The 23,024-nt window shown below is 65.7% G+C and carries 22 protein-coding genes and 1 pseudogene; 16 read left to right on the top strand and 7 right to left on the bottom strand.

Annotation, left to right across the window (positions count from 1 at the left end; translation table 11 throughout):
* Positions 1-1,161: pseudogene (locus EPN59_RS04365) on the bottom strand (TAT-dependent nitrous-oxide reductase); the annotation flags it as partial.
* A 744-nt stretch (positions 1,162-1,905) separates the two neighbouring features.
* Here EPN59_RS04365 and EPN59_RS04360 point away from each other — a divergent pair.
* The 6 genes from EPN59_RS04360 (at position 1,906) to EPN59_RS04335 (ending at position 7,794) form a co-directional block, all read left to right on the top strand.
* The gene (locus EPN59_RS04360; protein WP_363928541.1) at positions 1,906-2,940 is read left to right on the top strand and encodes an FAD:protein FMN transferase; all 1,035 of its coding nucleotides are present in this window, start codon (positions 1,906-1,908) and stop codon (positions 2,938-2,940) included.
* Between the two features lie 54 nt (positions 2,941-2,994).
* Entirely contained in the window at positions 2,995-3,981 is a 987-nt protein-coding gene (locus EPN59_RS04355; protein ID WP_293033426.1) for an ABC transporter ATP-binding protein, read from the top strand.
* Complete coding sequence (locus EPN59_RS04350) at positions 3,978-4,718, top strand: ABC transporter permease (protein ID WP_293045598.1); 741 nt, start codon at positions 3,978-3,980, stop codon at positions 4,716-4,718. The genes EPN59_RS04355 and EPN59_RS04350 overlap by 4 nt, the downstream gene beginning before the upstream one ends.
* A 196-nt stretch (positions 4,719-4,914) precedes the next feature.
* Positions 4,915-5,166: a Sec-independent protein translocase subunit TatA gene (tatA, locus tag EPN59_RS04345; RefSeq protein WP_293033422.1), complete on the top strand. Its 252-nt coding sequence runs from the start codon at positions 4,915-4,917 to the stop codon at positions 5,164-5,166.
* A gap of 115 nt (positions 5,167-5,281) precedes the next feature.
* On the top strand, positions 5,282-6,529 hold the full coding sequence (locus EPN59_RS04340) for a divalent metal cation transporter (protein ID WP_293033420.1): 1,248 nt from the start codon (positions 5,282-5,284) through the stop codon (positions 6,527-6,529).
* Positions 6,530-6,831: 302 nt separating this feature from the next.
* Positions 6,832-7,794 carry a DnaJ C-terminal domain-containing protein gene (locus tag EPN59_RS04335; RefSeq protein ID WP_293033418.1) on the top strand — a complete coding sequence of 321 codons (963 nt, stop codon included), beginning with the start codon at positions 6,832-6,834 and terminating at the stop codon, positions 7,792-7,794.
* A gap of 86 nt (positions 7,795-7,880) precedes the next feature.
* On the opposite strand, the gene EPN59_RS04330 is transcribed toward EPN59_RS04335, so the two are convergent.
* Positions 7,881-8,996 carry a PLP-dependent cysteine synthase family protein gene (locus EPN59_RS04330; RefSeq protein WP_293033416.1) on the bottom strand — a complete coding sequence of 372 codons (1,116 nt, stop codon included), beginning with the start codon at positions 8,994-8,996 and terminating at the stop codon, positions 7,881-7,883.
* A 269-nt stretch (positions 8,997-9,265) separates the two neighbouring features.
* On the opposite strand from EPN59_RS04330, the gene EPN59_RS04325 reads away from it, so the two are divergent.
* Both EPN59_RS04325 and EPN59_RS04320 read left to right on the top strand, forming a co-directional pair.
* Complete coding sequence (locus tag EPN59_RS04325; protein WP_293033414.1) at positions 9,266-10,372, top strand: glycosyltransferase; 1,107 nt, start codon at positions 9,266-9,268, stop codon at positions 10,370-10,372.
* 274 nt (positions 10,373-10,646) lie between these two features.
* Positions 10,647-11,102, top strand: coding sequence for a host attachment protein (locus EPN59_RS04320; protein WP_293033412.1), 456 nt, complete (start codon positions 10,647-10,649; stop codon positions 11,100-11,102).
* An 82-nt stretch (positions 11,103-11,184) separates the two neighbouring features.
* Here EPN59_RS04320 and EPN59_RS04315 read toward each other — a convergent pair whose 3' ends face one another.
* The gene (locus EPN59_RS04315; protein ID WP_293033410.1) at positions 11,185-12,153 is read right to left on the bottom strand and encodes a zinc-binding alcohol dehydrogenase family protein; all 969 of its coding nucleotides are present in this window, start codon (positions 12,151-12,153) and stop codon (positions 11,185-11,187) included.
* A 292-nt stretch (positions 12,154-12,445) separates the two neighbouring features.
* Here EPN59_RS04315 and EPN59_RS04310 point away from each other — a divergent pair, with 292 nt between their 5' ends.
* Genes EPN59_RS04310 through EPN59_RS04295 form a run of 4 tightly spaced genes read left to right on the top strand, consistent with a single transcriptional unit; the run spans position 12,446 to position 15,283 of the window.
* The gene (locus EPN59_RS04310; RefSeq protein ID WP_293033408.1) at positions 12,446-12,787 is read left to right on the top strand and encodes a metalloregulator ArsR/SmtB family transcription factor; all 342 of its coding nucleotides are present in this window, start codon (positions 12,446-12,448) and stop codon (positions 12,785-12,787) included.
* The gene (locus EPN59_RS04305) at positions 12,784-13,224 is read left to right on the top strand and encodes a YeeE/YedE family protein (protein WP_293033406.1); all 441 of its coding nucleotides are present in this window, start codon (positions 12,784-12,786) and stop codon (positions 13,222-13,224) included. Before EPN59_RS04310 ends, EPN59_RS04305 begins: the two co-directional genes overlap by 4 nt.
* Position 13,225: 1 nt before the next feature.
* A complete protein-coding gene (locus EPN59_RS04300; protein WP_293033404.1) occupies positions 13,226-13,648 on the top strand; it encodes a YeeE/YedE family protein in 423 nt (140 codons plus the stop codon).
* A gap of 30 nt (positions 13,649-13,678) precedes the next feature.
* Positions 13,679-15,283: a bifunctional protein tyrosine phosphatase family protein/NAD(P)/FAD-dependent oxidoreductase gene (locus EPN59_RS04295; protein ID WP_293033402.1), complete on the top strand. Its 1,605-nt coding sequence runs from the start codon at positions 13,679-13,681 to the stop codon at positions 15,281-15,283.
* A gap of 160 nt (positions 15,284-15,443) precedes the next feature.
* Here EPN59_RS04295 and EPN59_RS04290 read toward each other — a convergent pair whose 3' ends face one another.
* Together EPN59_RS04290 and rarD are read right to left on the bottom strand one after the other, a co-directional pair.
* Positions 15,444-15,824, bottom strand: coding sequence for a DUF5594 family protein (locus EPN59_RS04290; protein ID WP_293033400.1), 381 nt, complete (start codon positions 15,822-15,824; stop codon positions 15,444-15,446).
* A gap of 242 nt (positions 15,825-16,066) precedes the next feature.
* Positions 16,067-16,957 carry an EamA family transporter RarD gene (gene rarD, locus EPN59_RS04285; RefSeq protein WP_293033398.1) on the bottom strand — a complete coding sequence of 297 codons (891 nt, stop codon included), beginning with the start codon at positions 16,955-16,957 and terminating at the stop codon, positions 16,067-16,069.
* A 236-nt stretch (positions 16,958-17,193) separates the two neighbouring features.
* Here rarD and EPN59_RS04280 point away from each other — a divergent pair, with 236 nt between their 5' ends.
* Positions 17,194-17,982: a sulfite exporter TauE/SafE family protein gene (locus EPN59_RS04280; protein ID WP_293033396.1), complete on the top strand. Its 789-nt coding sequence runs from the start codon at positions 17,194-17,196 to the stop codon at positions 17,980-17,982.
* 60 nt (positions 17,983-18,042) lie between these two features.
* On the opposite strand, the gene EPN59_RS04275 is transcribed toward EPN59_RS04280, so the two are convergent.
* Positions 18,043-18,303, bottom strand: coding sequence for a hypothetical protein (locus EPN59_RS04275; RefSeq protein ID WP_293033394.1), 261 nt, complete (start codon positions 18,301-18,303; stop codon positions 18,043-18,045).
* Between the two features lie 196 nt (positions 18,304-18,499).
* Positions 18,500-18,862: a BON domain-containing protein gene (locus EPN59_RS04270; protein WP_293033392.1), complete on the bottom strand. Its 363-nt coding sequence runs from the start codon at positions 18,860-18,862 to the stop codon at positions 18,500-18,502.
* A gap of 504 nt (positions 18,863-19,366) precedes the next feature.
* On the opposite strand from EPN59_RS04270, the gene EPN59_RS04265 reads away from it, so the two are divergent.
* From EPN59_RS04265 to EPN59_RS04255, 3 genes are all read left to right on the top strand, one after another.
* Positions 19,367-20,830 (top strand): TAXI family TRAP transporter solute-binding subunit, encoded by a 1,464-nt coding sequence (locus EPN59_RS04265; RefSeq protein WP_293033390.1) that lies wholly within the window; start codon positions 19,367-19,369, stop codon positions 20,828-20,830.
* Between the two features lie 161 nt (positions 20,831-20,991).
* Positions 20,992-21,645 (top strand): 2-hydroxychromene-2-carboxylate isomerase, encoded by a 654-nt coding sequence (locus tag EPN59_RS04260; RefSeq protein ID WP_293033388.1) that lies wholly within the window; start codon positions 20,992-20,994, stop codon positions 21,643-21,645.
* 149 nt (positions 21,646-21,794) lie between these two features.
* Positions 21,795-23,015 (top strand): MFS transporter, encoded by a 1,221-nt coding sequence (locus EPN59_RS04255; protein ID WP_293033386.1) that lies wholly within the window; start codon positions 21,795-21,797, stop codon positions 23,013-23,015.
* Positions 23,016-23,024 lie beyond the last annotated feature (9 nt).

The raw sequence follows: 23,024 nt of genomic DNA, 5'->3' as shown, positions 1-23,024 counted from the left end.
GAACCACTTCAGCACCAGATCGTGCTGGATCAGGGTGGCGGTCGGCGACAGCTTGCCCGAGCACGCGTAGTACTTGCCGTCCGGCGAGATGTTCACGCCGTGCGGGTTCTTCGGAACCGGCACGTACACGACGAGCGCCGTCTTCGGGTCGGTGTTGCCGGCCTTCGTGCCGTCGACAATCGGCACCTTCGAATTGCTGAGGTGGGTGACCTTGCCTGCCTTCACTGCTTCTTCGATACGCGCAACGTTGAAGAAGATGCACGAGTCGCGCTCGGCGGCCATCATCTCTTCGTAGTGGACGCCGTTCTCGGTGTTGTACTGGTTCGAGCACGCGAGCTTGCCGTCGTACGAGGTCGCGACGAGGTCCATGTTGCCGTCGATCTTGACCTGCCAGCGCGGCTGCATCGTGACCGCATCGACGCAGGTGAACAGACAGAAGTACTTCGACGGATCGTTGACGTCGCGGCCGTCGTTCGGCTGCGGAATATGGAATTCGTTACCGCAGAACACGCGCGTCGTGTAGTTGATCTTGTCGTCGACCGGGTCGCGCTTGTCCGGGAAAATGCCGTGGAAGCCCTGCACGTTCGGCAGTTGCGTGATCGCATCGCACTCCATCGTGTCGAGCTTCACGCGTGCAATACGGCCATTGAGCTTGTCGTTGACGAAAAGGTGCTTGCCGTCGTAGACGCCGTCCGTGTACGACAGGTGGACGTGGTGAGTATCGCCGGTGGTGTAGTTCAGCTGGCCATTCGGCTTCGTGCCGATGATCGCGCGCGATTCGTTCGTGATACCCCAATCCGACATGCAGTCGACGTTGAAGATCGGAACGCGGCGGATTTCACGGCCGGACGGGAGGCCGTGAATGCGCAGGTCGCCCGAGTGACCGCCGCTCGAGAAGCCGTAGTACGTGTCGAGCTTGCCGGGATGCACTTCATACTTCTCCCAGTTGATGCTCGCCTGCGGATCCGCGCCGCTTGCTGCGCTCGCGGCGCCTGCTGCCGGGGCGGCATCGCTGCTGCCCTTGTTGCAACCAGCCAGACCCAGCGACAGGCTCGCTCCCGCGAGACCCGCCACTGCGGACGACGCCAGGAAGCGGCGACGGCCCGGGACTACGGTTTCTTCAGTTTTTCCTTTTGCATTCGTCATGACAATCTCACTCATCGATTCGTTTCAACGCCAGGCAACCAATGGCTTTCTTGCGCTGGAGGGGAATAACGCAATACGCTCCGGGACCGTCACCGCAATGCGGCACAATGTCGCGCAGTAAATCCACGGCTGCAGCCCCGAAAATGATTCCGGATAACAACCCTTCGTCACGTGTATGAAGTTTTATCCTCGTCCTTCTTTGTAATTGAACTGAAAGGTTCAGTCCGCGTAGTTGGTTGGTCTACTCTCTACTCGTCAGCCAGCCTTATTCCGCATAAAAAAGCATAACATAGGGGCCTTTTTGCACAAACTGGTGAACGAGGTGACGTTGATCTGCGCCTTGCCAACTGTTGACAGACACTTACTACAACTACTTATGACAGCTACTTACGGCAACAGCCCGCCAGATAAGGCCAGGCGAAGCACGTTGCAGCAGATGCGTTTTACGCTTTATTTCGTGTGACAACTCCCGGCAAATTGACGCAGCAATACGATTCCGCCCGATAACTCTTTGATTCAAGCTTTTGGACAAAATGTCGCAACAAAACTCGATACCCGAATGCGGCGGTCTGACGCAGTCCAAATGTCGCACTGCGGCTCCCCGCCTCGTTGATGGATATCAGATATACAGATAACCTCAAAACATGATTTTTTTATGTATGTTTCTTCATCGACCGGTGTGCACCTGATCCGCAGGCCACTCTGATTTGAAGCTGATTGAGTACCAGAAAATTGTCTAATTACAGAAAGGCCGCGGGAATCGTGCTGGTGCTCGCCGCCGCCATTGCAGTCGGGCTGTGGCTCACGCTCAGGTCCCCCGAGGTGTACGTTCAGGGCACTTACGTGTTCGGCACCCGCGTGCAACTGGTGCTTTACGGTGTGCCGCTCAAAGACGCGCAGCAGGACGCAGACGCCGTGTTTTCCCATTTCCAGTCGATGCACCGCGAGCTGCACGCGTGGCAGCCGTCCGAAGTCACGCGCCTGAATCAGAGCATCGCGGCCGGCCAGCCGTTCCAGGCGTCGCCCGAGCTTGCACAGATCCTGCGCGCGGCGCAGCAGCTGTCGATCGAAAGCGAGGGCCTCTTCGAGCCCGGCATCGGCAGACTCATCCGGCTGTGGGGCTTTCAGGCCGACCAGTTCGACGTGAAGCCGCCGCCGCGCGACGCGGTGCTGCGCGAAGCGGCGCTGCGTCCCCGTATTGCCGACCTCGCGATCTCGCCATCGGGTGTCGTCACGAGCACGAACCGCGCGGTCTCGCTCGATCTCGGCGGCTATGCGAAGGGCTGGTCGCTCGACGAAGCGGCGGCCATTCTGAAGCAGCGCGGTGTCGAAAACGCGCTGATCGACGTCGGCGGCAACCTGCTCGCGATCGGCAGCAAGGGCGGCAGGCCCTGGCAAGTCGGCATCCAGGACCCGCGCAAACCCGGTGCGCTCGCAACGCTCGAACTGCACGACGGCGAAGCGATCGGCACGAGCGGCGACTACCAACGCTTCTACCAGTCCAAAGGCGTGCGGTATTGCCACATCATCGATCCGCGCACCGGGTTTCCCGTCGAAGTCAGCGAGTCGGTGACCGTGCTCGTGAAACCCGGGCCGCGCGCGGGCGCGCTGTCCGATGGCGCGAGCAAGCCGCCGTTCGTCGCCGGTCCTGCACGAGCACTCGCGATGGCTCGCAAGGCCGGCGTCGAGTCGCTGCTGATGGTCGATAGCAACGGGAAAGTGTGGGTGTCTGCGCCGATGGCGGCGCGCGTCCACTTCACGGATCCGTCCGTGAAACCCGCGCTGCTGCAATAAGCGGCCCGATTAGCAATCTGATTAGCAACTAATAAGCGACCTGAGGCGACTGCCATGCCGGAGAAGTCCAGCATCGATCTGTGCAACGTGAGCTTCAAGCGCGGCGGCCGCACGATCCTGCACGACATCAGCCTGTCGATCGGACGCGGCGAACTCGTCGCGATGGTCGGGCTCAACGGCGCGGGCAAGACCACGCTGCTCTCGCTGCTTGCCACGCTCGCCGTGCCGGAAAGCGGGCACATCTTCGTCGACAACGTCGACGTGGTTGCCCACCCGGCCGTTGCGCGCACACGCATCGGCGTCGTGTTTCAGACTTCGGCGCTGGAACCGCGCCTGAGCGCGCGCGACAACCTGTGGTTCATCGCGCGTTGCCAGGGACTGAAGGGGCGCGCCGTGCAGCAGCGGATCAACGAACTGTTGACGACGTTCGGCCTCGAGGCGCAAGCGCAAACGCCGGTTCAATGGCTCTCGGGCGGCCAGTGCCGAAGGCTCGAACTCGCGCGCGCACTGATTGCGCGTCCGCCGGTACTGCTGCTCGACGAAGCGACGCTCGGCCTCGATATCGCCGCGCGCCGCGCGTTCTGGGCGGAAATCAGAACGCTCGTCGACGACGGCCACACGGTCCTCTGTTCGACGCACCATACCGAAGAGGCGCGCGACGCCGACCGCGTCGTCGTGCTGCATCAAGGCCGCCTGCTCGCGGGCGGCCCGTGGCCCGCGATGCACGCGAGCGTGCCCGGCACGATCCGGCTGCGCGTGCCCGATATCGCCGAAGCACAGCGCTGGCTCGCCGCGCACGGCTATCCCGTCGAGATCGGCGACGACAACAGCATCATCGTCTCGGGCACGGACCCGCAGGCCGTATTGCCGGCGCTGCTGCAACGCATTCCGTGCCGCGTGCTCGGCGCCGACATTGCAGCGCCCGACCTCATGGACGTGGTCGGCCACTGGATTGCCGCGCAAGCGGGCGACGCCACGCGCGTGGACGCGCATCTCGCTGGGAAAGTGACCGCGAACGTGACGGGAAAGGCGGCCGCATGAGCAACGCGCTGACCATCGTCTGGTTCGACCTGAAACGGTTCTGGGCGTCGCCGCTGCGCATCCTGTTCGGCCTCACGCAGCCGCTCCTGTATCTGTTCGTGCTCGGCGCGGCGCTCAGAAGCGGCACGTACGCCGAGGTCAGCGGATATCAGGCGTACATCTTTCCCGGCGTCGTTGGCCTGTCGTTGATGTTTACCGCCATTTCGGCCGCGGTCGGCATCGTGCACGACCGGCAAACGGGTTTTCTGAAGGCACTGCTCGTCTCGCCCGTGGGCCGCGTCGAAATCGCGGCGGGCAAGATCGGCGCGGGCGCTGTCGTCGCCTGGATCCAGAGTCTGTTGTTGTTGCCGTTCGCACCGACGATCGGGATCGGACTGAGCGCGATGAATCTCGTGCTCGTCGTCGTTGCGATGGCGTTCGCCGCGCTCGTCTTCTCGGCACTCGGGCTCGCGCTCGCGTTGCCGTTCCGCTCGGTGATCGTGTTTCCGGTCGTGTCGAACACGCTGCTGTTGCCGATGTTTTTCTTGTCGGGCGGCCTCTATCCACTCGATCTCGCGCCGGGCTGGATTCGACTCGCCGCCGCATTCGATCCCGCCGCCTACGGCGTCGACTTGATGCGCGGCGCGCTGACGATGCAATATGCGATAGCACCGGTACGCTCGGTGGCGACGCTCGCAGCGTGTCTCGCCGTGGCGGGTGTTTTCGTGGTGTGGCGGATCAGCCGCCGCGACGCCTAAGCGCATTGACGTTCGGCAAAGGAATACTTAGAACGTGAATAGATAGTTTTCCGTAACATCCGCCTGCGCATTTCGCGCGGGTGCGTGCAGAGTAACCGTCGCGCGAACGGTTTTCGCGAGTTTTAATTTTTTTGCCGAGTCGAGAGATCGTTTTTTTCACCGGTTCTCAAGGCAACGGCGAAGTCCAGGAAATATCATGGGTGAGTTGAGTATCGGGCACTGGCTGATCGTTTTGCTGATCGTCGCAATGGTGTTCGGCACGAAGAAGCTGCGCAATATCGGCAGCGACCTCGGCGGCGCAGTGAAGGGATTCAAGGACGGCATGCGCGAAGGCGAAATGCCTGCTGCCGAAACGCCTTCGGGCGCAGCGCCGCACGCACTGGCGAACGCGAACATTACGGATGTCGACGCGCGCGAAAAAGTGTCGCGCACCAGCGAGTACCGCTGACGCGCGGGCCCGGCTCGCGGCCTGGCATTTAAAACGAGTCGATGACTGGAAAGCACGGCACGACCTCAGGCGATAATGGGAGCTTGTTTTCCAAATGGCATCCGATTTGCGGTTTATGCGTCATTCGATATCGTTCAGGCAGAAGACGCTCGGGGTTCTGGCCCGCACCGCCGCAATCGGGCCGGGGTTGCTCGTCATGCTCGCGGACTGCGATTCAGGCAACGTCGTGACCGCGGCGCAAAGCGGTGCGCAGTGGGGAATCCGGTTCCTGCCGCTGCTCATCGCGCTGATTCCTTTGCTCTACATGACGCAGGAGCTGACTGTCCGGCTCGGCATTTTTACGGGCGAAGGACACGGCGAATTGATCCGTGCGCGCATTGGCCCCGCCTGGGCGTGGGTCGCGACAGCCGGCCTCGTGATTGCCGTGCTGGGCTCGCTCGTCACCGAATTCACGGGCGTGGCGGGCGTGGGCGAGATGTATGGCGTGCCGCGCGGCATGACGCTTTCCGCAGCGGTCGGCCTGTTGATGTTCGTGATACTCACGGGTTCGCACAAGCGGGTGGACCGCGTCGCGATGTTTATCGGCGCGTTCGAACTCGCTTTTTTCGTTGTCGCCTGGCATGCCCGGCCCGATCTGCGCGCCATGAGCTACCAGTTGCGCGACATGCCGTTCAGAACGCCGCAGTTCGGGTGGCTCGCGGCGGCGCTCATCGGCGCGACTTTCAATCCGTGGATGCTGTTTTATCAGCAGGCCGCCGTGGCCGATAAAAAGCTGACCACGCGCGACTACCGGGCAGCGCGGATCGAAACGGCAGTCGGCGCGGTATTGACACAGCTTTTGACCGCCGCCGTACTCGTTGCGGCCGCAGCCAGATTGTCGGGACCGCATGGGCAGCAGAGCCTGCAAAGCGTGGGCGAAATCAGCAACGCGCTGACCAGTGAATTGGGCCGGCGCGCAGGGCAAATGATCTTCGGCGCCGGGGTGCTCGGCGCTTCACTTGTTGCGGCCATTATCTGTTCCCTCGCGTTGGCGTGGGGACTGTGCGAAGTGACAGGCCGCAGCCGGTCGCTCGATGGACGCCGGTCGAGATCGCCCTGGTTTTATGGCGTCTATGCGCTCGCCGTGGCATTCAGCGCACTCGTGGTCGGGTTCGTTCCGGATCTCGTGTGGTTGAACGTGGCGGCCCAGGTCGTGAACGCCGTCATGCTGCCGCTTGTCATCGGGCTGCTGATTATCATCAGCGTCAAGGCGCTCCCGCCCGGGCGACGCCCGACCGGCGCTTACCTCAAGTTGCTGTGCGCAACCGCCGCGCTGGTGTGCATCGCGGGCTTCGTGGGCGCGATGGCTGGATTCTGGTCTTGATGGCGGCGTGAATTCAGTCGATGCGCAACGCGTAACGCTCAGTTGCGCATTCAACTTTTGCGCAACACCGTTTGCGCAAAAGCTTTACCGCTCAAGACAAAACCACCATCGAGTCGCAACATCGTGCGTGCCTGTAGCAAACAGAATTAAAACGCCCAGGTTAACGCGGGAAATCATGGCGCTTCAGAACGCGATTGCGTAAGCTGACGCGCGGCGATTAATACATCACAGCCGCGACACAGCCGCGACACAGCGGCATCACAGCAGAAATTCGGGCTGAATAATCACGAACGGGAAAACGCTTGAGCTTCGACGAACACTACCGCCAGCTAAAACTGCCGAACACGGCGTCGCTGACTGAGGTCAAGCGCGCATACCGGCGACTGAGGGCGAAGTACCACCCGGATCGCAACAAGGGGCGCGAAGAGGCGGTCGAGCCGGTGTTCAAGCGGATTCAGGAGGCGTTCGAGGTTCTGACCGGCAAGCGCACGCCGTCCGCATCGGGTCCGGCTGCGACCGCTTCGGCAGCGGCACAGAACGGCAATCACGGCAAAGACACCACGCCGCGCGAACACCGCAGCGCGCCGCCGATGCGCGGCGCAAACTGTCTGGTCGAACTCTTCGTGCCGCTCGAAGTTGCGATCGATGGCGGCGAAGTCGATGCGAGCTTCCCCGTGAAGGGACCGTGTCATCCGTGCGAGAAAACGAAAGGGAACTTGCAGTGCGCGCGATGTCTCGGCACCGGCATGCGGACCTGGCGCAAATCCGAAATCGTTCCGGTTCCTGCGGGCGCATGGGACGGCCAGCGGCTCGTCGTCGAAGGCGGCGGTCAACCGGGGGTCAATGGCGGCCCGGCGGGCGACGCGATTTTCTCGGTTGCCATCGTCTGCGGCTCGGCGTTCAGCCGCAACGGACTGGATCTCGCCCGTGAATTCGAGGTGGATTTCGTGACGGCGACGCTCGGCGGCACCATCGAAGCCAACCTGCCCGGCCACACGCTGCAGGTGACGATTCCACCGAACGCACGACCTGGAACCGCCATCACGCTGCCCGGCCTTGGGCTCGCGGACCGTCACGGCACGCGCGGCACCCTGACGCTGCAACTGGTGCTGACGATTCCGGACGCTGCCGCGTTTCTCACCGGCAACGAACGGCAGCAACTACGCGAGATGTTCGACGATGCGAAGCGCCGCGCCGCGCAGGCCGTGCCCGCAAGCGTGCAAGATCCGATCCGGGATACGTCGCACCGCGCGCGGCGGCAGTGAAGCCGCTCGAGTGAAGCACAGCACGTGAAGCGCGGCACATGAAACACAGCACGTGAACCGCAGCACGCAACGCGCCGCGGCGCATCTCACCGTTGCGCCACGAGCACGCCCGCTTCAGGCGCCGCAAAAATCGGTTCGCCACGCACGGCACGCGCGATCAGCGCATCGGCCTCGCTAATCCGGATGCCCTGCGCCTCATACCAGGCTTCGTGATAGTAAGTCGTCCTGTAGCGCTCGCCGCTGTCGCACAGCAGACTCACGATCGCACCCGATTCGCCCTGCGCCTTCATGCGCCCGGCGAGAAACAGCACGCCGACAAAGTTGGTCCCCGTCGAGCCGCCCACGCGCTTGCCGAGCCGCGCCGCCAGATAGCGCATCGCCGCGAACGAAAGCGGATCGGGGACCTTCACCATGGCGTCGATGCACGTCGGGATAAACGAGCGCTCGACGCGCGGCCGCCCGATCCCCTCGATGCGCGAGCCGACGTCGAGCGTGAGACCGCTATCGGGATGTCCCGCGAGCACGCTTTTGAAGTAATCGAAAAACACGGAGTGCTCGGGATCGGCGCACATCACGCGCGTCTTGTGCCGCCGATAAGCGACATAACGGCCGAGCGTCGCGATCGTGCCGCCCGTGCCGCCGCTCGAGACGAGCCACGTCGGCACCGGATACGCTTCGTCGGCCATCTGCTTGAAGATCGATTCGGCGATGTTGTTGTTCGCGCGCCAGTCGGTCGCGCGTTCGGCGTAAGTGAACTGGTCCATGAAATGCCCGCCCGACGCCTGCGCGATGCGGTGCGACTCCGCGTAAATCTCGGCGGGGTTCGCGACGAGGTGGCAGTGGCCGCCGTAAAACTCGATTTCCTCGATCTTCATGCGCGACGTGCTGGCCGGAATCACGGCCACGAACGGCAGGCCGAGCAGTTGCGCGAAATACGCCTCGGAAATGGCGGTCGAACCGCTCGACGCCTCCACCACGGTGCTCTTTTCGTTGAGCCAGCCGTTGCACAGCGCGTAGAGAAAGAGCGAGCGCGCGAGCCGGTGCTTGAGGCTGCCGGTCGGGTGACTCGATTCGTCCTTGAGGTAAAAGCGGATGCCCGGAAAACCGGGCAGATCGAGCGCGATGAGGTGCGTATCGGCGGAGCGGTTGAAGTCGGCGTCGATCTTGCGGATCGCGTCGCGGATCCATTCTTTGTGGGGCATGGAAACTCCCGACTTGAACTGGCAGGACAACCGGCAAACGATTTGCGGCGCGCCGGAACCATCGGGCGCGCCGCATCGCCATCATGGCACAACGCCGCACGCGCGGGCGCCAAACGCTATTCAAGCAACGCTCCACGGAAACCGTACCGGCGCACTGCAATCCGGCGCGAATGTCGGCGTTTTGTAATGGCATGAGCCCGTCGCGCCGCAAAGACGCCCCGCCAGCTTTGTATAATCGCGCATCCCTTCTTCGTGCCCGGCCCGCTTTCATGCTTAGCTTCGCGCTTGGTTTCCTCGTTTCTTTGCTGGTCACGCTGCTGATCGTGCGGTACGCGCACCTGCATGAAAAATTTTCCGTGGATTCGGATCTCGCGGGCGTGCAGAAATTCCACGCGCGACCCGTGCCGCGCATTGGCGGCACCGGCATCGTCGCGGGGCTGATCGTGGCCGCCGTGCAGTTGCACGGCGCCTATCCGGCCGTTTCGGGCGGCATCCTCGGCATCACCGCCTGCGGCATTCCCGCGTTCGCGTCGGGCCTGACCGAAGACCTCACGAAGCGGGTTTCGCCGCTCGCGCGCCTCATCTGCACGATGGCTGCCGCGGCGCTCGCCTGGTTCCTGCTCGGCATCGCAGTCATGCGCATCAGCGTGCCGCCGCTCGATTTTCTCCTCTCTTACGCGCCGGTTTCGTTCGCGGTCACGGTGCTCGCGGTCGCCGCGCTCGCCAACGCGGTCAACATCATCGACGGCTTCAACGGCCTCGCCTCGATGGTCGCCTTCATGATGTTCGCCTCGCTCGCCTACGTGGCGTTCCAGGTCCACGATCCGGTCGTGCTCTCCGCGTCGCTCATCATGATGGGCGCGGTCATGGGCTTCTTCATCTGGAACTTCCCCGCCGGGCTGATCTTCCTCGGCGACGGCGGCGCGTACTTCATCGGCTTCATGCTCGCCGAGCTGTCGATCCTGCTCGTGATGCGCAACCGCGACGTGTCGGCCTGGTATCCCGTGCTGCTCTTCATGTACCCGATCTTCGAGACCTGCTTCTCGATCTACCGGAAGAAGTTCGTGCGCGGCATGTCGCCGGGCATTCCCGATGGCGTGCACCTGCACATGCTCGTCTACAAGCGGTTGATGCGCTGGGCCGTGGGCGCGCGCACCGCACACGAACTCACGCGCCGCAACTCGCTCACGTCGCCCTACCTGTGGCTGCTGTGCCTGCTCGCAGTCATCCCCGCGACGCTCTTCTGGCGGCACACGCTCCATCTGTTCTGCTTCGTGGTGGTGTTCGCGATCACCTACGTCTGGCTCTACGTGAGCATCGTGCGCTTTCGCTCGCCGAAGTGGCTCGTCGTGCGCAAGTCCCATCGGCGCGGCTGAAGCGCCCCGGCAGGAAGCCAGCCGGGCCGCCGCGATGCCTGGATATCCGGCTGCCTCCCGGCATTCGCGGTGGCAAGGAACACGCGGGTCTGCGCTTCGATATCCGTCAAAGCGGGGAATCATGCTCCTGGTTTTCGGGAGGCCTGCCCGAAGGGCGCACGGCGAGCCTCCCGCACCTTCCTGAACGCGTGCGACCCGATCGCGCTACCCTTTAAATTCGCGCAGCGGCGCGTGTTCACGGAACATGCAAGCGAGCCGAGGCAGGGAGGAAACCATGTCGAAAACGATCTGGATCGTCGTCGCCAACCGCGTGACGGCGCGCATTTTCGCGGCGGACAATCCGCTCGGCGCAATCGATGAAGTCGAGACGCTGCTGCACCCCGAAAGCCGCGTGCCCGAGCAGAGCCTCGTGAGCGACAAGCCGGGCCGCACGACCGACCGCGCGGGCCCGGGCCGCCAATCGAGCGACCCCGACACCACACAGCACGCGCGCGAAGCCGCCCTGTTCGCCGCCGAAATCGCGGCGACGCTCGCGCGGGCACGTACTGAAGCGCGCTACGGGACGCTCGTGATCGCGGCGCCGCCCGCATTTCTCGGCGTGCTGCGCAAGGCGCTCGATGCGCAGACGCAGAACACCGTGACGCTCGAACTCGACAAGGATCTCGCGCACCTCGACGCGCGCGCATTGCGCGCACGCCTGCCCGAGCGGCTCGTGCGCAGAGAAACCTGATAGACCGGCAAGCAGGATCGGCGGCGGCGCGCATCCACGACCGATGCCGCCGCACGGGCCGTCGTGCGTTCAAACCATCACGTCAGGCCATCTCGATCACGACACGTCCGCGCGTGCCGCCCGCCACGGCCTCGTAGGCCTTGCGCGCACGTTCGAGCGGGAACCGCAGCGCGACGACCGGCGCTTCGAAGTGGCCTGCGTCGAACGCTTCGGCGATGGCCGCCATCATCGGTGCAGAGTCCGCGACGCCGAGCTTCGCGCTGTCCGCGCCGAAAAGCTGCGTTTCGTTGTGATAGAAGTCGATCAGATCGAACTCCACGCGACGCTTGCCGGTCGCGCTGATCTCGATCACGCGCGCGCGCCGCTTCGCAAGCGACAGCGCAAGCTCGAACGCGACGCCGCCCACCGCGTCGTAGACGACCTCCACGCCCGCACCGCCCGTCAGTTCCCGCACGCGCGCCGTGGTGCCGCCGTCGAGCGGCACGAACGCGTCGATCACGCGCGCCGCGGGCGACTCGGGGTGCGGCGCTTCGCGCCCGATGCCGATCACGCGCGCGCCGCGAGCATGCGCGATCTGCGCCGCAGCGCCGCCCACCCCGCCCGAAATGCCGATCACCGCGACCGTCTCGCCCTGGGCGACGCGCGCATAGTCGACGACGCCCAGCCACGCCACGACGAAGTTCACGCCGATCGACGCCGCTTGCGCGTGGCTCAACGACGCGGGCTTGCGCGCCAGCGCGGCCACCGGGATCTCGATGAACCCGGCGTGCGTGCCGTCGCGCGTGAAGCCGATGTCGCCGCCCGTGCCCCAGACCTCGGCGCCCATCCAGTCGTCGGGGCCCGCCGTGACGACGCCGCTGAAATCGCGCCCCGGCACGCGCGGCAGGACCGTGTGTTCGAAGTGGCCGGACACGTTCTTCACATCGCTCGGATTCACCGATGCCGCGAGCACGCGCACGAGCGCATTGCCCGCGGCCGGGACAGGCGTGGGCAGATCGACGTATTCGAGCACGTCCGGGTTGCCGAAGGACTTGAACTGGATGGCTTTCATGGCACGACTCCTCGAGGGCGGATTGCACGCGGCGGCGACGCACTCGCATGGGCGTCGAACTGCAGCGTCGATCTGCAACGAAGTCTAAACGGAGTGCCGCTAGCCGTGCAGGCAGGCTGCCTTCGCGTGCCGGGCCGGCAGGGCAAACGCGCGCGCAGGCGCGTTGAATGGCGCGGAGCGGACTTCAGATGCGGCGATGCGGTTCTGTACCCGTGCCGCCGCCAGGGCGAAATTGAGCAACATTTTATAAATATATATAATGTTTGCCGACAAAGTACTCTGTGATCGATCCGTGCAACGAAAGCCCCCCCAGCTCACACCCGACGCCCTCGGCGCCCTGCGCGAATCCGCCGGAAAATGCTGCGCGCTCCTGAAGGCGCTCGCACACGAAGACCGTCTGGTCCTGCTCTGCCAGCTCACAGAAGGCGAGCGCAACGTCGGCGAGCTGGAAGCGCTTGTCGGCGTGCATCAGCCGAGCCTCTCGCAGCACCTCGGCGTGCTGCGCGAAGAAGGCCTCGTGCAGACGCGCCGCGAAGGCAAGTACATCTACTACAGCCTCGCCGGCTCCGACATCGTCCGCATCATGCAAACACTCTCGGACCTCTATTGCAGCCCGCCCAAGGGGAATTCATGAATTTCAGTCTCGATCTGGCACACTTCACACCAGTCGCCTCGCTCACGGGCGGTTTGCTGATCGGCGCCGCCGCCGTGCTGCTCGTGCTCGGCAACGGGCGCGTGGCGGGCATCAGCGGCATCGTCGGCGGCCTCCTGAACGCCGTGCGCGGCGAGCGCGCGTGGCGGGCGGCCTTCATCGCCGGCCTCGTCGCCGCGCCCTGGCTCTGGCGGCTCGCCGCCCCGCTGCCCGCGCCCGTGATCGAATCCACGCCCGTCACGCTGATCGCCGCGGGACTGCTGGTCGGCGTCGGCACGCGCTACGGCTCGGGCTGCACGAGCGGCCACGGCGTGTGCGGTCTGTCGCGCGGCTCGCTGCGCTCGCTCGTTGCGACCAGCAGCTTCATGGCAGCCGGTTTCGTCACGGTCTTCGTGGTGCGCCACCTGATTGGAGGTTGAAATGAAGGTCGTCAACGCATTCGTCAGCGGCCTCGTGTTCGGCGTCGGCCTGATCCTCTCCGGCATGGCGAATCCGGCGAAGGTGCTGGGCTTTCTGGATCTGGCCGGTCACTGGGACCCGTCGCTGGCCTTCGTGATGGCGGGTGCAATCGCGCTCGGCGCGCTCGGCTTTCGTTTCGCGCGCACGCGCCGCATGAGCGTGCTCGGCGCGCCCATGCATCTGCCCACGGCCACCCACGTCGATTTCCGCCTCGTCGGCGGCAGTCTGCTATTCGGCGCCGGCTGGGGACTCGCGGGCTTCTGTCCGGGCCCCGCGCTCGTCAACGCGGGCAGCGGTCAGCCCGGCGCGTGGCTCTTCGTGGCCGCCATGCTCGCCGGGATGGCGCTCTACACTGTCCTCGAACGCCGTCGTCACCGATCCTAGCTTTCGTTTCGATCAGGAGCCTTCCCCACCATGCAAATCGTCCCGCACAGCGACCGGTTCGCCAGCGCCGACCAGATCACCCCTGACGACGTCGCCCGCATTGCCGGTGCAGGCTACCGTTCGATCATCTGCACCCGCCCGGATGGCGAAAGCGGCGCGGATCAGCCCACGTCGCAGGATCTGCGCACCGCCGCGCTGAAGCACGGCCTGCAGTTCGCCTATCTGCCGGTGAAGCCGGGCCAGATCACGGCGAGCGATGCCGAACGCTTCGCACAGCTGCTCGACGATCTGCCGGACCCGATCCTTGCGTACTGCCGCAGCGGCAACCGGGCGACGACGCTCTATCAACTCGCAGCTTCGCCAGCGGCCGCGCAGGCGCCGAGCGCGCCGGCCGTCGTGCCCGCCTGCGACTGGGACGGCGCGGGATTCGACATCGTCGTGATCGGCGGGGGCTTCGCGGGCATCACCGTCACCGCGAGCCTGCTGCGCCGCCAGCCCTACCTGAATATCGCGATCGTCGAGCCGGCCGACCATCACGACTATCAGCCGGCCTGGACGCTCGTCGGCGGCGGGGTCTACGACGCGAAGAAGACGCGCCGTCCGATGGCGAGCGTGATTCCCGAGGGCGTGAAATGGATCCGCGCGGCGGCGACGCGCGTCGAGCCGCACAACAACCTCGTGCGCCTCGACAACGGCGAGACCGTCGCCTACCGCGACCTCATCGTCACGCCGGGGCTGCGGCTCGCGTGGGAGCGCATTCCGGGGCTCGAGGAAACACTCGGCAAGCATGGCGTCACGTCGAACTACAGCTACGACCTCGCGCCCTATACGTGGCAGCTCGTCGAGCAGATGAAGGCGGGCACCGCGCTCTTCACGCAGCCCGTCATGCCGATCAAATGCGCGGGCGCGCCGCAAAAGGCGATGTATCTCGCGTGCGACTACTGGCGGCGCACCGGCGTGCTGTCGAAGGTGAATGTCGAGTTCAATGTCGCGGGCGCGGTTCTCTTCGGCGTCGCGGTCTTCGTGCCGCCGCTCATGAAATACGTGGAGCGCTACAACGCAAAGCTCGCGTTCTCGTCGAACCTGGTAGCCATCGACGGCCCGTCGCGCACGGCGACGTTCGAGACCAAGGACGCAAACGGCAAGGTCGCGCGCGTCGAGAAACGCTTCGACATGATCCACGTCGTGCCGCCGCAGGTGCCGCCCGATTTCATCCGCGACAGCGAACTCGCCGATGACGGCGGCTGGTGTGAAGTCGATCACGCGACGCTGCAGCATCCGCGCTTTTCGAATGTGTTCTCGCTCGGCGACGTGTGTTCCGCGCCGAACGCGAAGACGGGCGCGGCGGCACGCAAGCAGGCCGTGATCGTCGCCGAGAACCTGCTCGCCGCACGCGGCGGCAAGCCGCTCGCGTACCGCTACGACGGCTACGGCGCGTGCCCGCTCACGGTCGAGCGCGGCAAGGTCGTGCTGGCCGAATTCGGCTACGGCGGCAAGCTGCTGCCCACGTTCCCGCTGAACCCGGCGCGCCCGAGCCGGCTCATGTGGTTCCTCAAGGCCAGCGTGCTGCCGCGTTTCTACTGGTTCGGCGTGCTCAAGGGCCGCGAGTGGCTCACGCGGGCTGGACGGGATTAACGTGGGATTAACGTGGGATTAATGCGGGATTAACGCGGAACTGACACGCGCAGAGCGTGAAGCGCGCCGCCGGGCCATCGGCGGCGCGCGGTTCAAACCGTCCCTTGCTGGATTCGCGATGGACGCCTGGGGCGCGTACCCAGGCGCGACAGCGCCGAACTTACCCTTCGAAATCGAGCCCGCCGATCAGTACTTCCGGCTCGTTTTGCGTGCACGAAGCGAAATCCACGGAACGGGCCGACTCCCACGACGCCATCTTGCGCACCGTCGCCTCCAGATAGTGCTCGAAACGCGCCTCGCCGCCAGGCTCCATCAGACGCTCGATTTCGTCGACATCCCACGTCAGCGAGACGTTCAGCGCATACGGATAGACATGCCGGGGCCCGTGCGTCGCGCCGACGAGGCGCACACGCGTGGGATGTCCGCGTCCTTCGCGCGGCACGACCTCCACCCGCACGGCCGGGCCGAACTGGCTCGCAAGCTTCGCCGCGATGCGCGGGGCGAATTCCACCTCGAAGCGGTGGACAACCTCATGGCTCATGCGTGACTCACTCCACGGATCGTTCCGGCCGGGACGGTCGTCACCAGCACGCTGGCACGACGGCACGACAGCGCAACGGCACAACAGCGTGCAGCCGCAGCCGCGCGCGCTTGAGGGCGCGGCCTGCGGTTACAGGTCATCGCGAAGCCCGTCGCCAGTCGTCCGAACATGCTACCGCGCCATAATCGGCAGAGCCACTCTCAGGGCCACCGTCGGTGCAACACTTACGCGGAAGCCAGCAATCAGGGCGCGCCGCGCACCTGGCGCGTGGCCACGGACCTGCGCAGCCCTTCGAGCGAATAGAGCGCGAGCGCAACCCAGATCGCGCCATAACCCACGGCATTCGCCGCGCCGAACGGCTCGCGATACACGAGCACGCCCGTGAGCAGTTGCAGCGTGGGCGTGACGTACTGGATGAGTCCGAGCGTCGAGAGCGGGATGCGCCGCGCCGCCGAGCCGAACAGAAGCAGTGGAATGGCGGTCACCGGACCGGCGGCGACCAGCAGCAGTTGCAGAGGCAGCGAGGCATGCATGAAGTGGCTCGCGCCGCTCATGCCGAGCATCGTCAGATAGATCAGCGCGACGGGAAAGAGCAATAGCGTTTCGAGCACGAGGCCTTCGAGCGCGCCCAGTTGGGCGGTCTTGCGCAGCAGTCCATAGCCGCCGAAGGTCAAGGCGAGCGCGAAGCTGATCCACGGCGGCGCGCCGTTCTGCCAGGTGAGCCACGCGACGCCGGCGGCGGCGATGCCGACGGCCGTCCACTGCACCGGCCGCAGCCGTTCGTGGAGAAACGCATAGCCGAACAGTACGTTGATGAGCGGATTGATGAAGTAGCCGAGGCTGGCTTCGACGATGTGTCCGGCATTGACGGCCCAGATATAGGTGCCCCAGTTCGCCGAGAGCAGCACGGCGCTCGCCGCAAAACGGCCGACGAGGCGCCGGTCGCGCAGCACCGGCCCGAGCCAGCGCCAGTGATGGCGCACGAGCAGCACGGCGAGCACGAACAGCAGCGACCACGCCATGCGGTGCGCAAGCATTTCGAGTGCGGGAATCTGATGCAGCGTCTTGAAGTAGACGGGAAAGAGGCCCCAGATGACGAAGGCGAAAAAGGCGTAGAGGATGCCGGGATTCATGATTCTCCGTGACGGGACAAACGGATCGCCGCGAGCCTCGAAACGCAATTCGCGACGAATCCGGATTTGTTTGACGCTGCGCCGATTCGCCGGTTTTGCGACAATAGCCGATTTTCGCCGTCCGACTTTGCCGCTGTCCACCGTAAGGTGCATCGAGTGGCGCATATACGATCGTTGCGATCGTTGTGCATCCGTCGTGGCGGACAACAACTCTGAACCGGCCCGGTGTGCAAGCGATGTCTCTACCTCATATCGACCCGCTGTATTCGCTTTCCGGCCTGTTCGTCGGCTTCCTGGTCGGGCTGACCGGCGTCGGCGGCGGCTCGCTGATGACGCCGATCCTCGTGCTGCTGTTCGGCGTTCACCCGGCGACAGCCGTCGGCACGGACCTGCTCTACGCAGCCGCCAGCAAGTCGGTCGGCACGCTCGTGCACGGGTTCAAGAAAACGGTGGACTGGGGCGTCACGCTGCGCCTCGCGACCGGCAGCGTGCCGGCCACCACGATCACGCTGATCCTGCTGCACCGCTATGGCATGGACACGCCGCGCGCCGGTCATCTGATCCAGCTGGTGCTCGGCATCGCGCTGCTGGTCACCGCCACCGCACTGATCTTCCGCAAGCAGCTCACGGCCTTCGCGACGCGCCACCGCCACGCGCCGGGCGAGGCGCGCACGCTGTTGCTGACCGTGCTCACGGGGGCCGTGCTCGGCGTGCTCGTCTCGCTCACTTCTGTCGGAGCCGGTGCGATCGGCGTGACGGTGCTGCTGCTGCTCTATCCCGCGTTGCCGACCGTGCGCATCGTCGGCTCGGACGTCGCGCACGCCGTGCCGCTCACGCTGCTCGCGGGCGCCGGCCACTGGCTGCTCGGTTCGATCGACTGGTCGATGCTGATCTCGCTCCTGTGCGGCTCGCTGCCGGGCGTCGTGGCAGGCAGCCTGCTCTCCACGCGCGCGCCCGAACGGCTGCTGCGCATGCTGCTCGCGGCAACGCTCTCGATCGTCGGCGTGCGCCTCGTCATGGCCTGAGCCATTCGCCCCGGCGCCCGGCGCTGCGGCGATCCGCTGCTTATATCCGCTTAATTCCGCTTATGCGTGCGGCGCGAGACGGAAGAAGCGGCCGTTCAGATCGACCTCGAACTGACGCAGCCATTGCCCGCGCGAGTCGACACGGTAAGCCTGGGCCCAGGCGCCACGGCGCACGACCAGCAATTCGCTGTGCGCGGGATCGTCGGGATCGGCCAGGCCGCTGATGTCGAAGTGAACCGGCGTGAAGCCGTGCCGGGCGCAGGCAAGCTCGAAGGCGGCGCGGTCGTCGAGCGGCAGATCGGTGTAGGTGCGGATGGCCATGGCAGTAGTCCGGCAGTGAGGCCAACGGCGGCCTCGGGTTCTTGCACAGCACCCTTAAGGTATACGCCGTTTCCGCAGAAATCTGTGTGTCAATCCACACGCGCGGTGCGCGATGCAGACGAAAAAACGGGCTGCGGCGCTCGGCCGCAGCCCGTTCGTCCTGCTGCCGCACGCCATCCAGCGAGTGCGGCGTCCGTTATTGCTGAACCACGGTGAGCTTGTTCGTCACCGAGGTCACGCCTGCCACGCCCTGCGCGACCTGCCCCGCCTCATCGACCTGGCCCTGACTCGGCACCGAACCGGTCAGCGTGACAGCGCCGCCACGCGCACGCACGACGATGTTCGAGACGTTGAGGCCCTGGGCCCGCGAGAGCGCGTGGCGCACCTGGAAACCCAGCTTGCGATCCGCCCGCCTCACCGCCCTGGCCGGCTTGGCCTGCGCTGTGGTGGCGGCGGCAGGCGAGGCGCTCTGCGCCGCGTTGTCCTGCGCATACGCACTGCATGCCACCGAGACGCATACCGCCATCCCCAGCACCTTCAGCAAATCGACCGATCTCATGTTCCCTCCTCGTTGCTCTGGATAGGACCGCCTGCCGGTGCCGCCGGACGACACAAGGGTCGCCGGCCGGTCACGGTGTGGCGGCTTCGTTACGACTTCCGCCAGCGCGTCCGGCACGCGCGCGGCGCGGGCGGACTGCCGTGGTCGGGACACGACGTGCGAGAGACAAAGATGAGAGACACGCGCAAGAGCGCGGGCCGGCAAGGCGAGCCAGTCCCGCAGTCCGCGTGACGGTGCGGCGCATTTACGTGCTTTTACCTGCTTTTACGTGCTTCTACGTTTACCGCGGCGGCGAAAATCAATTTAGCCTGGCAGGACACCAAGCGCAAAAATTTTAACGAGACGGCCCTGCGGCAGCCCGGCGGCCATGCGCAGCGGCCCGTGACGCGGCGCCGCCACGGCCAATCTCATGTACCATCGGCTGTCAGATCCGCAGTTGGACTTGCACTCAAATCCGGCGCTCGCGCCGCCCACCCACGGAACTCCGAGGCACGCATTTCGCAGATGAAGCCACGCACCGGCCGCAAACCTCCTCGCCGTCTCGTCGCGCGATTCGTCGCGATTTCGTGGCGCGACCTGGCGGTATCGTTTGGTCCGATCCTGCTCGTGAGCATCGCCGCCATCTGGGTCGCCGTGCGGCTCATCCAGCCCGCGCCGCCCGGAACGCTCACGATCAGCGCGGGGCCGCAGGGCAGCACCTTCTGGAACGCCGCACAGCAGTACAAGACAATCCTCGCGCGCAACGGCATCACGCTGGACGTGCTCGAATCGCAAGGCTCGGTACAGAACCTTCAGCGTCTCGCCGATCCGAAATCGACGGTCGACGTCGCGTTCGTGCAGGACGGCCTCGCGACCAAGACGGGCAAGGCGCCCGCAGGGCTCGTATCGCTTGGCAGCGTGGCGTATGTGCCGCTCGCCGTGTTCTATCACGGGCCGGTCGTGACACGCCTCTCGAAGTTCGAAGGCCAGCGTCTTGCCATCGGCCAGGAAGGCAGCGGCACGCGCGAGCTGGCGCTCGCGCTCCTGAAGGCCAACGGCATCGAGCCGGGCGGCGCGACCACGCTCCTGCCGCTTTCGGGCGACGACGCGGCCCGTGCGCTGGTCAAAGGCGAGATCGACGCGGCGTTCCTCACGGGCGACTCGGCGCAGCCGCCGGTGATGGCGCGCCTCGTGCACATGCCCGGCGTGCACTTCTTCGACTTCACCCAGGCCGATGCCTACGCGCGGCGCTTCGCCTACCTCACCGCGCTCACGATCCCGATGGGCGCGTTCGATTTCGGCCACAACCTGCCGCCCGCGCCGATCCGCATCATCGCCCCCACGGTCGAGCTGATCGCACGCGACTCCCTGCATCCGGCGCTGTCCGATCTGCTGATCGAGGCGGCGAAGGAAGTGCACGGCGGCGCGACGCTCCTGCAGACAGCGGGCGAATTCCCCGCACCGCGCTCGCACGACTTCCCGATCGGCGACGACGCCGCGCGCTACTACAAGTCGGGCAAGAGCTTCCTCTACCGCATGATGCCGTTCTGGCTCGCGAGCCTCGCCGACCGCCTGATCGTGCTGCTGGTGCCGATCATCGTCGTGCTGATTCCGGGCTTGCGGCTCGTGCCGTCGCTCTATGCGTGGCGGGTCAAATCGCGGATCTACCGCTGGTACGGCTCGCTCATCGCACTGGAACGGGCCTCGATGAACGACCCGACGTCAGCCGAGCGCCACGCGCTCGTACGCCAGGTCGACGCGATCGAAGACTCGGTGAACGCCATGAAAATGCCGCTCGCCTACGCGGACCAGTTCTACGTGCTGCGCGAGCACATCGGTTTCGTGCGCGCCCGGCTGGCCCACGCGCGCGTGCGCAGGAGCGAGCGCGACGAAGCCGCGGCAGACGGGGGACACGGCGAGCACGGCGAACACGGTGGCGAGGCGACGCAATCCGCCAGCGGGCACGCAGGCGCGGGCAGCCCGGAGTGACACCGATGGCGCACGCCGCGAAGCACGCGCAAGATCGGGCATCCGCACCCGGCTGTGCACCCGGGCACCCGGCAGAGCACCCGCATGCAGGCGACAACACAATCGAAACGAAGGGCCGCTCACCAGGCGGCCCGCATGAAAAACAGAACGGGAGGAACAACATGATCAGCGGCATCGACGCCAACCAGCCGACGTGGTTCTACGACTTCGTGTCGCCCTTCTCGTACCTGCTGCTCGAGCAGTACGACAAGTGGCCGGGGATCGACTTCGAACCGCGCCCGGTGCTGCTGACCGACCTGTACCGCCACTGGGGCCAGCCGCTCGGCTATCGCATTGGCGCGAAGCGCGTCTTCACGTACCGTCATGCGCTCTTTCGCGCGGAACAGCTCGGCATTCCGTTCAAGATGCCGCCCGCGCATCCGTTCGATTCGGTCAAGCCGCTGCTGCTCGCCGTCGCGGGCGGCGCGGACATCACGTTCGTGCGCGAGATATTCCGTTTCATCTGGCGCGATGGCCGCGATCCGTCGACCGACGAAGGCTTCGAGCAGTTGTGTGCGCACGTGGGGATCGCGCACGGCGAAGCGCTGATCGAGCAGGAAGCCGTGCGGGCCCAGTTGCGCCGCAACACCAACGACGCCATTACGCTCGGCGTGTTCGGCGTACCGACTTTCCTGATGAACAGGCAACTGTTCTGGGGCGAAGACGCGCTGCCGATGGTGCTCTACTGTGCGCGCTCGCCAAGCTGGCTCGAGTCGCACGAGGTCGAGCGCATCAGCGCGCTGCCTTCGGGACTCGCGAACGCCGACGCAGCATGATGTCCTGATTTCCCGACTGACTGAAACCCGGCCCGGCGCGGCGCACCGCTCGGGGCCGCGCTGCTGCGCGAACCGGTTGATGGGCATCTGCACAAACGCCGGTTCCGTGGGAGAATCACGCCTCGCCGTCTTCCACCCGCATTTTCCCCATGTCCGCTGACACGGCGCCTGAGCGCAGCACATTCGCCGCGACCCTGCAGATCATTCCGGTCGTCTTTTTCACCTTCCTCTGCTACCTCACCATCGGCATTCCGCTTGCGGTGCTGCCGGGCTTCGTGCACACCGACCTCGGTTTCAGCACCGTCGTGGCGGGCGGCGCCATCAGCGTGCAATATTTCGCAACGCTCGCCTCGCGCGCGCTCGCGGGACGCTCGGCCGACACGATCGGCCCGAAACGCACCGTGGCCCTCGGCCTGATCGGCTGCGGCGCCAGCGGCGTGCTGCTCCTGCTCGCGACGCTCGTCGCCCGCTGGCCCGCGCTCTCGCTCGCACTGCTCGTCGTGAGCCGTCTCGTGCTCGGCTGCGGCGAAAGCCTGTGCGGCACGGGCGCGATTCTCTGGGGCATCGGCCGCGTCGGCGCAACGCACAACGCCCGCGTGATCTCGTGGAACGGCATCGCCACCTACGGCGCGCTCGCGCTCGGCGCACCGCTCGGCGTCGCGTTCGCGCATTTCGTCGGCTACTGGACGCTCGGCGTCGCCGTCATCGCGCTCGCCGCGCTCGGCTACTGGCTCGCGAAGCCCGTCCCGGCCGTGCCCGTCGTCCACGGCGAGCGCATGTCGTACCGCAGCGTGTTCACGCGCGTCCTCCCGCACGGGCTCGGCCTTGCACTCGGCTCGGCAGGCTTCGGCTCGATTGCCACATTCATCACGCTCTACTACGCCGCGCAGCACTGGCCCAACGCCGCATTCACGCTGACCGTGTTCGGCCTCATGTTCATCGGCGCCCGCCTCCTCTTTGCCCACACGATCAAACGATTCGGCGGCTTTCGCGTCGCCATCGCCTCGTTCTCGTGCGAGTGCGCCGGTCTGCTGCTGCTATGGCTCGCGCCCGTACCCAGCATCGCGCTCGCAGGCGCGGCGCTCACCGGCTTCGGCTTTGCGCTCGTGTTCCCCGCGCTCGGCGTCGAAGCCGTGGGGCTCGTGCCCGCCGCGAGCCGCGGCGCGGCGCTTTCCGCGTATTCGGTGTTCCTCGATCTGTCGCTCGGCATCACCGGTCCGCTCGCGGGTTATGTGGCGAACCGCTTCGGCTTCGGTTCGGTGTTCCTGTTCGCGGCCTTCGCGGCGGCTGCCGCCGTCGTGCTCTCCGTATCGCTGCACCGGCGCGCAGCGACGCTGGCTGCCAGCACAGCCGCGCCAACGGCCGAATAGGCCCGCCAT

The sequence above is a fragment of the Paraburkholderia sp. genome, from assembly GCF_004298475.1.
Classification (GTDB): domain Bacteria; phylum Pseudomonadota; class Gammaproteobacteria; order Burkholderiales; family Burkholderiaceae; genus Paraburkholderia; species Paraburkholderia denitrificans.
Note: the sequence above shows the minus strand (reverse complement) of the source record. Positions and strands in the feature narration are given on the sequence as shown.

Bases quoted from the DNA above. Each gene is read 5' to 3' on its own strand.
- EPN59_RS04355 (WP_293033426.1), top strand. From the start codon at position 2,995: ATGCCGGAGAAGTCCAGCATCGATCTGTGCAACGTGAGCTTCAAGCGC.
- EPN59_RS04350 (WP_293045598.1), top strand. From the start codon at position 3,978: ATGAGCAACGCGCTGACCATCGTCTGGTTCGACCTGAAACGGTTCTGG.
- tatA (WP_293033422.1), top strand. From the start codon at position 4,915: ATGGGTGAGTTGAGTATCGGGCACTGGCTGATCGTTTTGCTGATCGTC.
- EPN59_RS04340 (WP_293033420.1), top strand. From the start codon at position 5,282: ATGCGTCATTCGATATCGTTCAGGCAGAAGACGCTCGGGGTTCTGGCC.
- EPN59_RS04330 (WP_293033416.1), bottom strand. From the start codon at position 8,996: ATGCCCCACAAAGAATGGATCCGCGACGCGATCCGCAAGATCGACGCC.
- EPN59_RS04325 (WP_293033414.1), top strand. From the start codon at position 9,266: ATGCTTAGCTTCGCGCTTGGTTTCCTCGTTTCTTTGCTGGTCACGCTG.
- EPN59_RS04320 (WP_293033412.1), top strand. From the start codon at position 10,647: ATGTCGAAAACGATCTGGATCGTCGTCGCCAACCGCGTGACGGCGCGC.
- EPN59_RS04315 (WP_293033410.1), bottom strand. From the start codon at position 12,153: ATGAAAGCCATCCAGTTCAAGTCCTTCGGCAACCCGGACGTGCTCGAA.
- EPN59_RS04305 (WP_293033406.1), top strand. From the start codon at position 12,784: ATGAATTTCAGTCTCGATCTGGCACACTTCACACCAGTCGCCTCGCTC.
- EPN59_RS04300 (WP_293033404.1), top strand. From the start codon at position 13,226: ATGAAGGTCGTCAACGCATTCGTCAGCGGCCTCGTGTTCGGCGTCGGC.
- EPN59_RS04295 (WP_293033402.1), top strand. From the start codon at position 13,679: ATGCAAATCGTCCCGCACAGCGACCGGTTCGCCAGCGCCGACCAGATC.
- EPN59_RS04290 (WP_293033400.1), bottom strand. From the start codon at position 15,824: ATGAGCCATGAGGTTGTCCACCGCTTCGAGGTGGAATTCGCCCCGCGC.
- rarD (WP_293033398.1), bottom strand. From the start codon at position 16,957: ATGAATCCCGGCATCCTCTACGCCTTTTTCGCCTTCGTCATCTGGGGC.
- EPN59_RS04280 (WP_293033396.1), top strand. From the start codon at position 17,194: ATGTCTCTACCTCATATCGACCCGCTGTATTCGCTTTCCGGCCTGTTC.
- EPN59_RS04275 (WP_293033394.1), bottom strand. From the start codon at position 18,303: ATGGCCATCCGCACCTACACCGATCTGCCGCTCGACGACCGCGCCGCC.
- EPN59_RS04270 (WP_293033392.1), bottom strand. From the start codon at position 18,862: ATGAGATCGGTCGATTTGCTGAAGGTGCTGGGGATGGCGGTATGCGTC.
- EPN59_RS04265 (WP_293033390.1), top strand. From the start codon at position 19,367: ATGAAGCCACGCACCGGCCGCAAACCTCCTCGCCGTCTCGTCGCGCGA.
- EPN59_RS04260 (WP_293033388.1), top strand. From the start codon at position 20,992: ATGATCAGCGGCATCGACGCCAACCAGCCGACGTGGTTCTACGACTTC.
- EPN59_RS04255 (WP_293033386.1), top strand. From the start codon at position 21,795: ATGTCCGCTGACACGGCGCCTGAGCGCAGCACATTCGCCGCGACCCTG.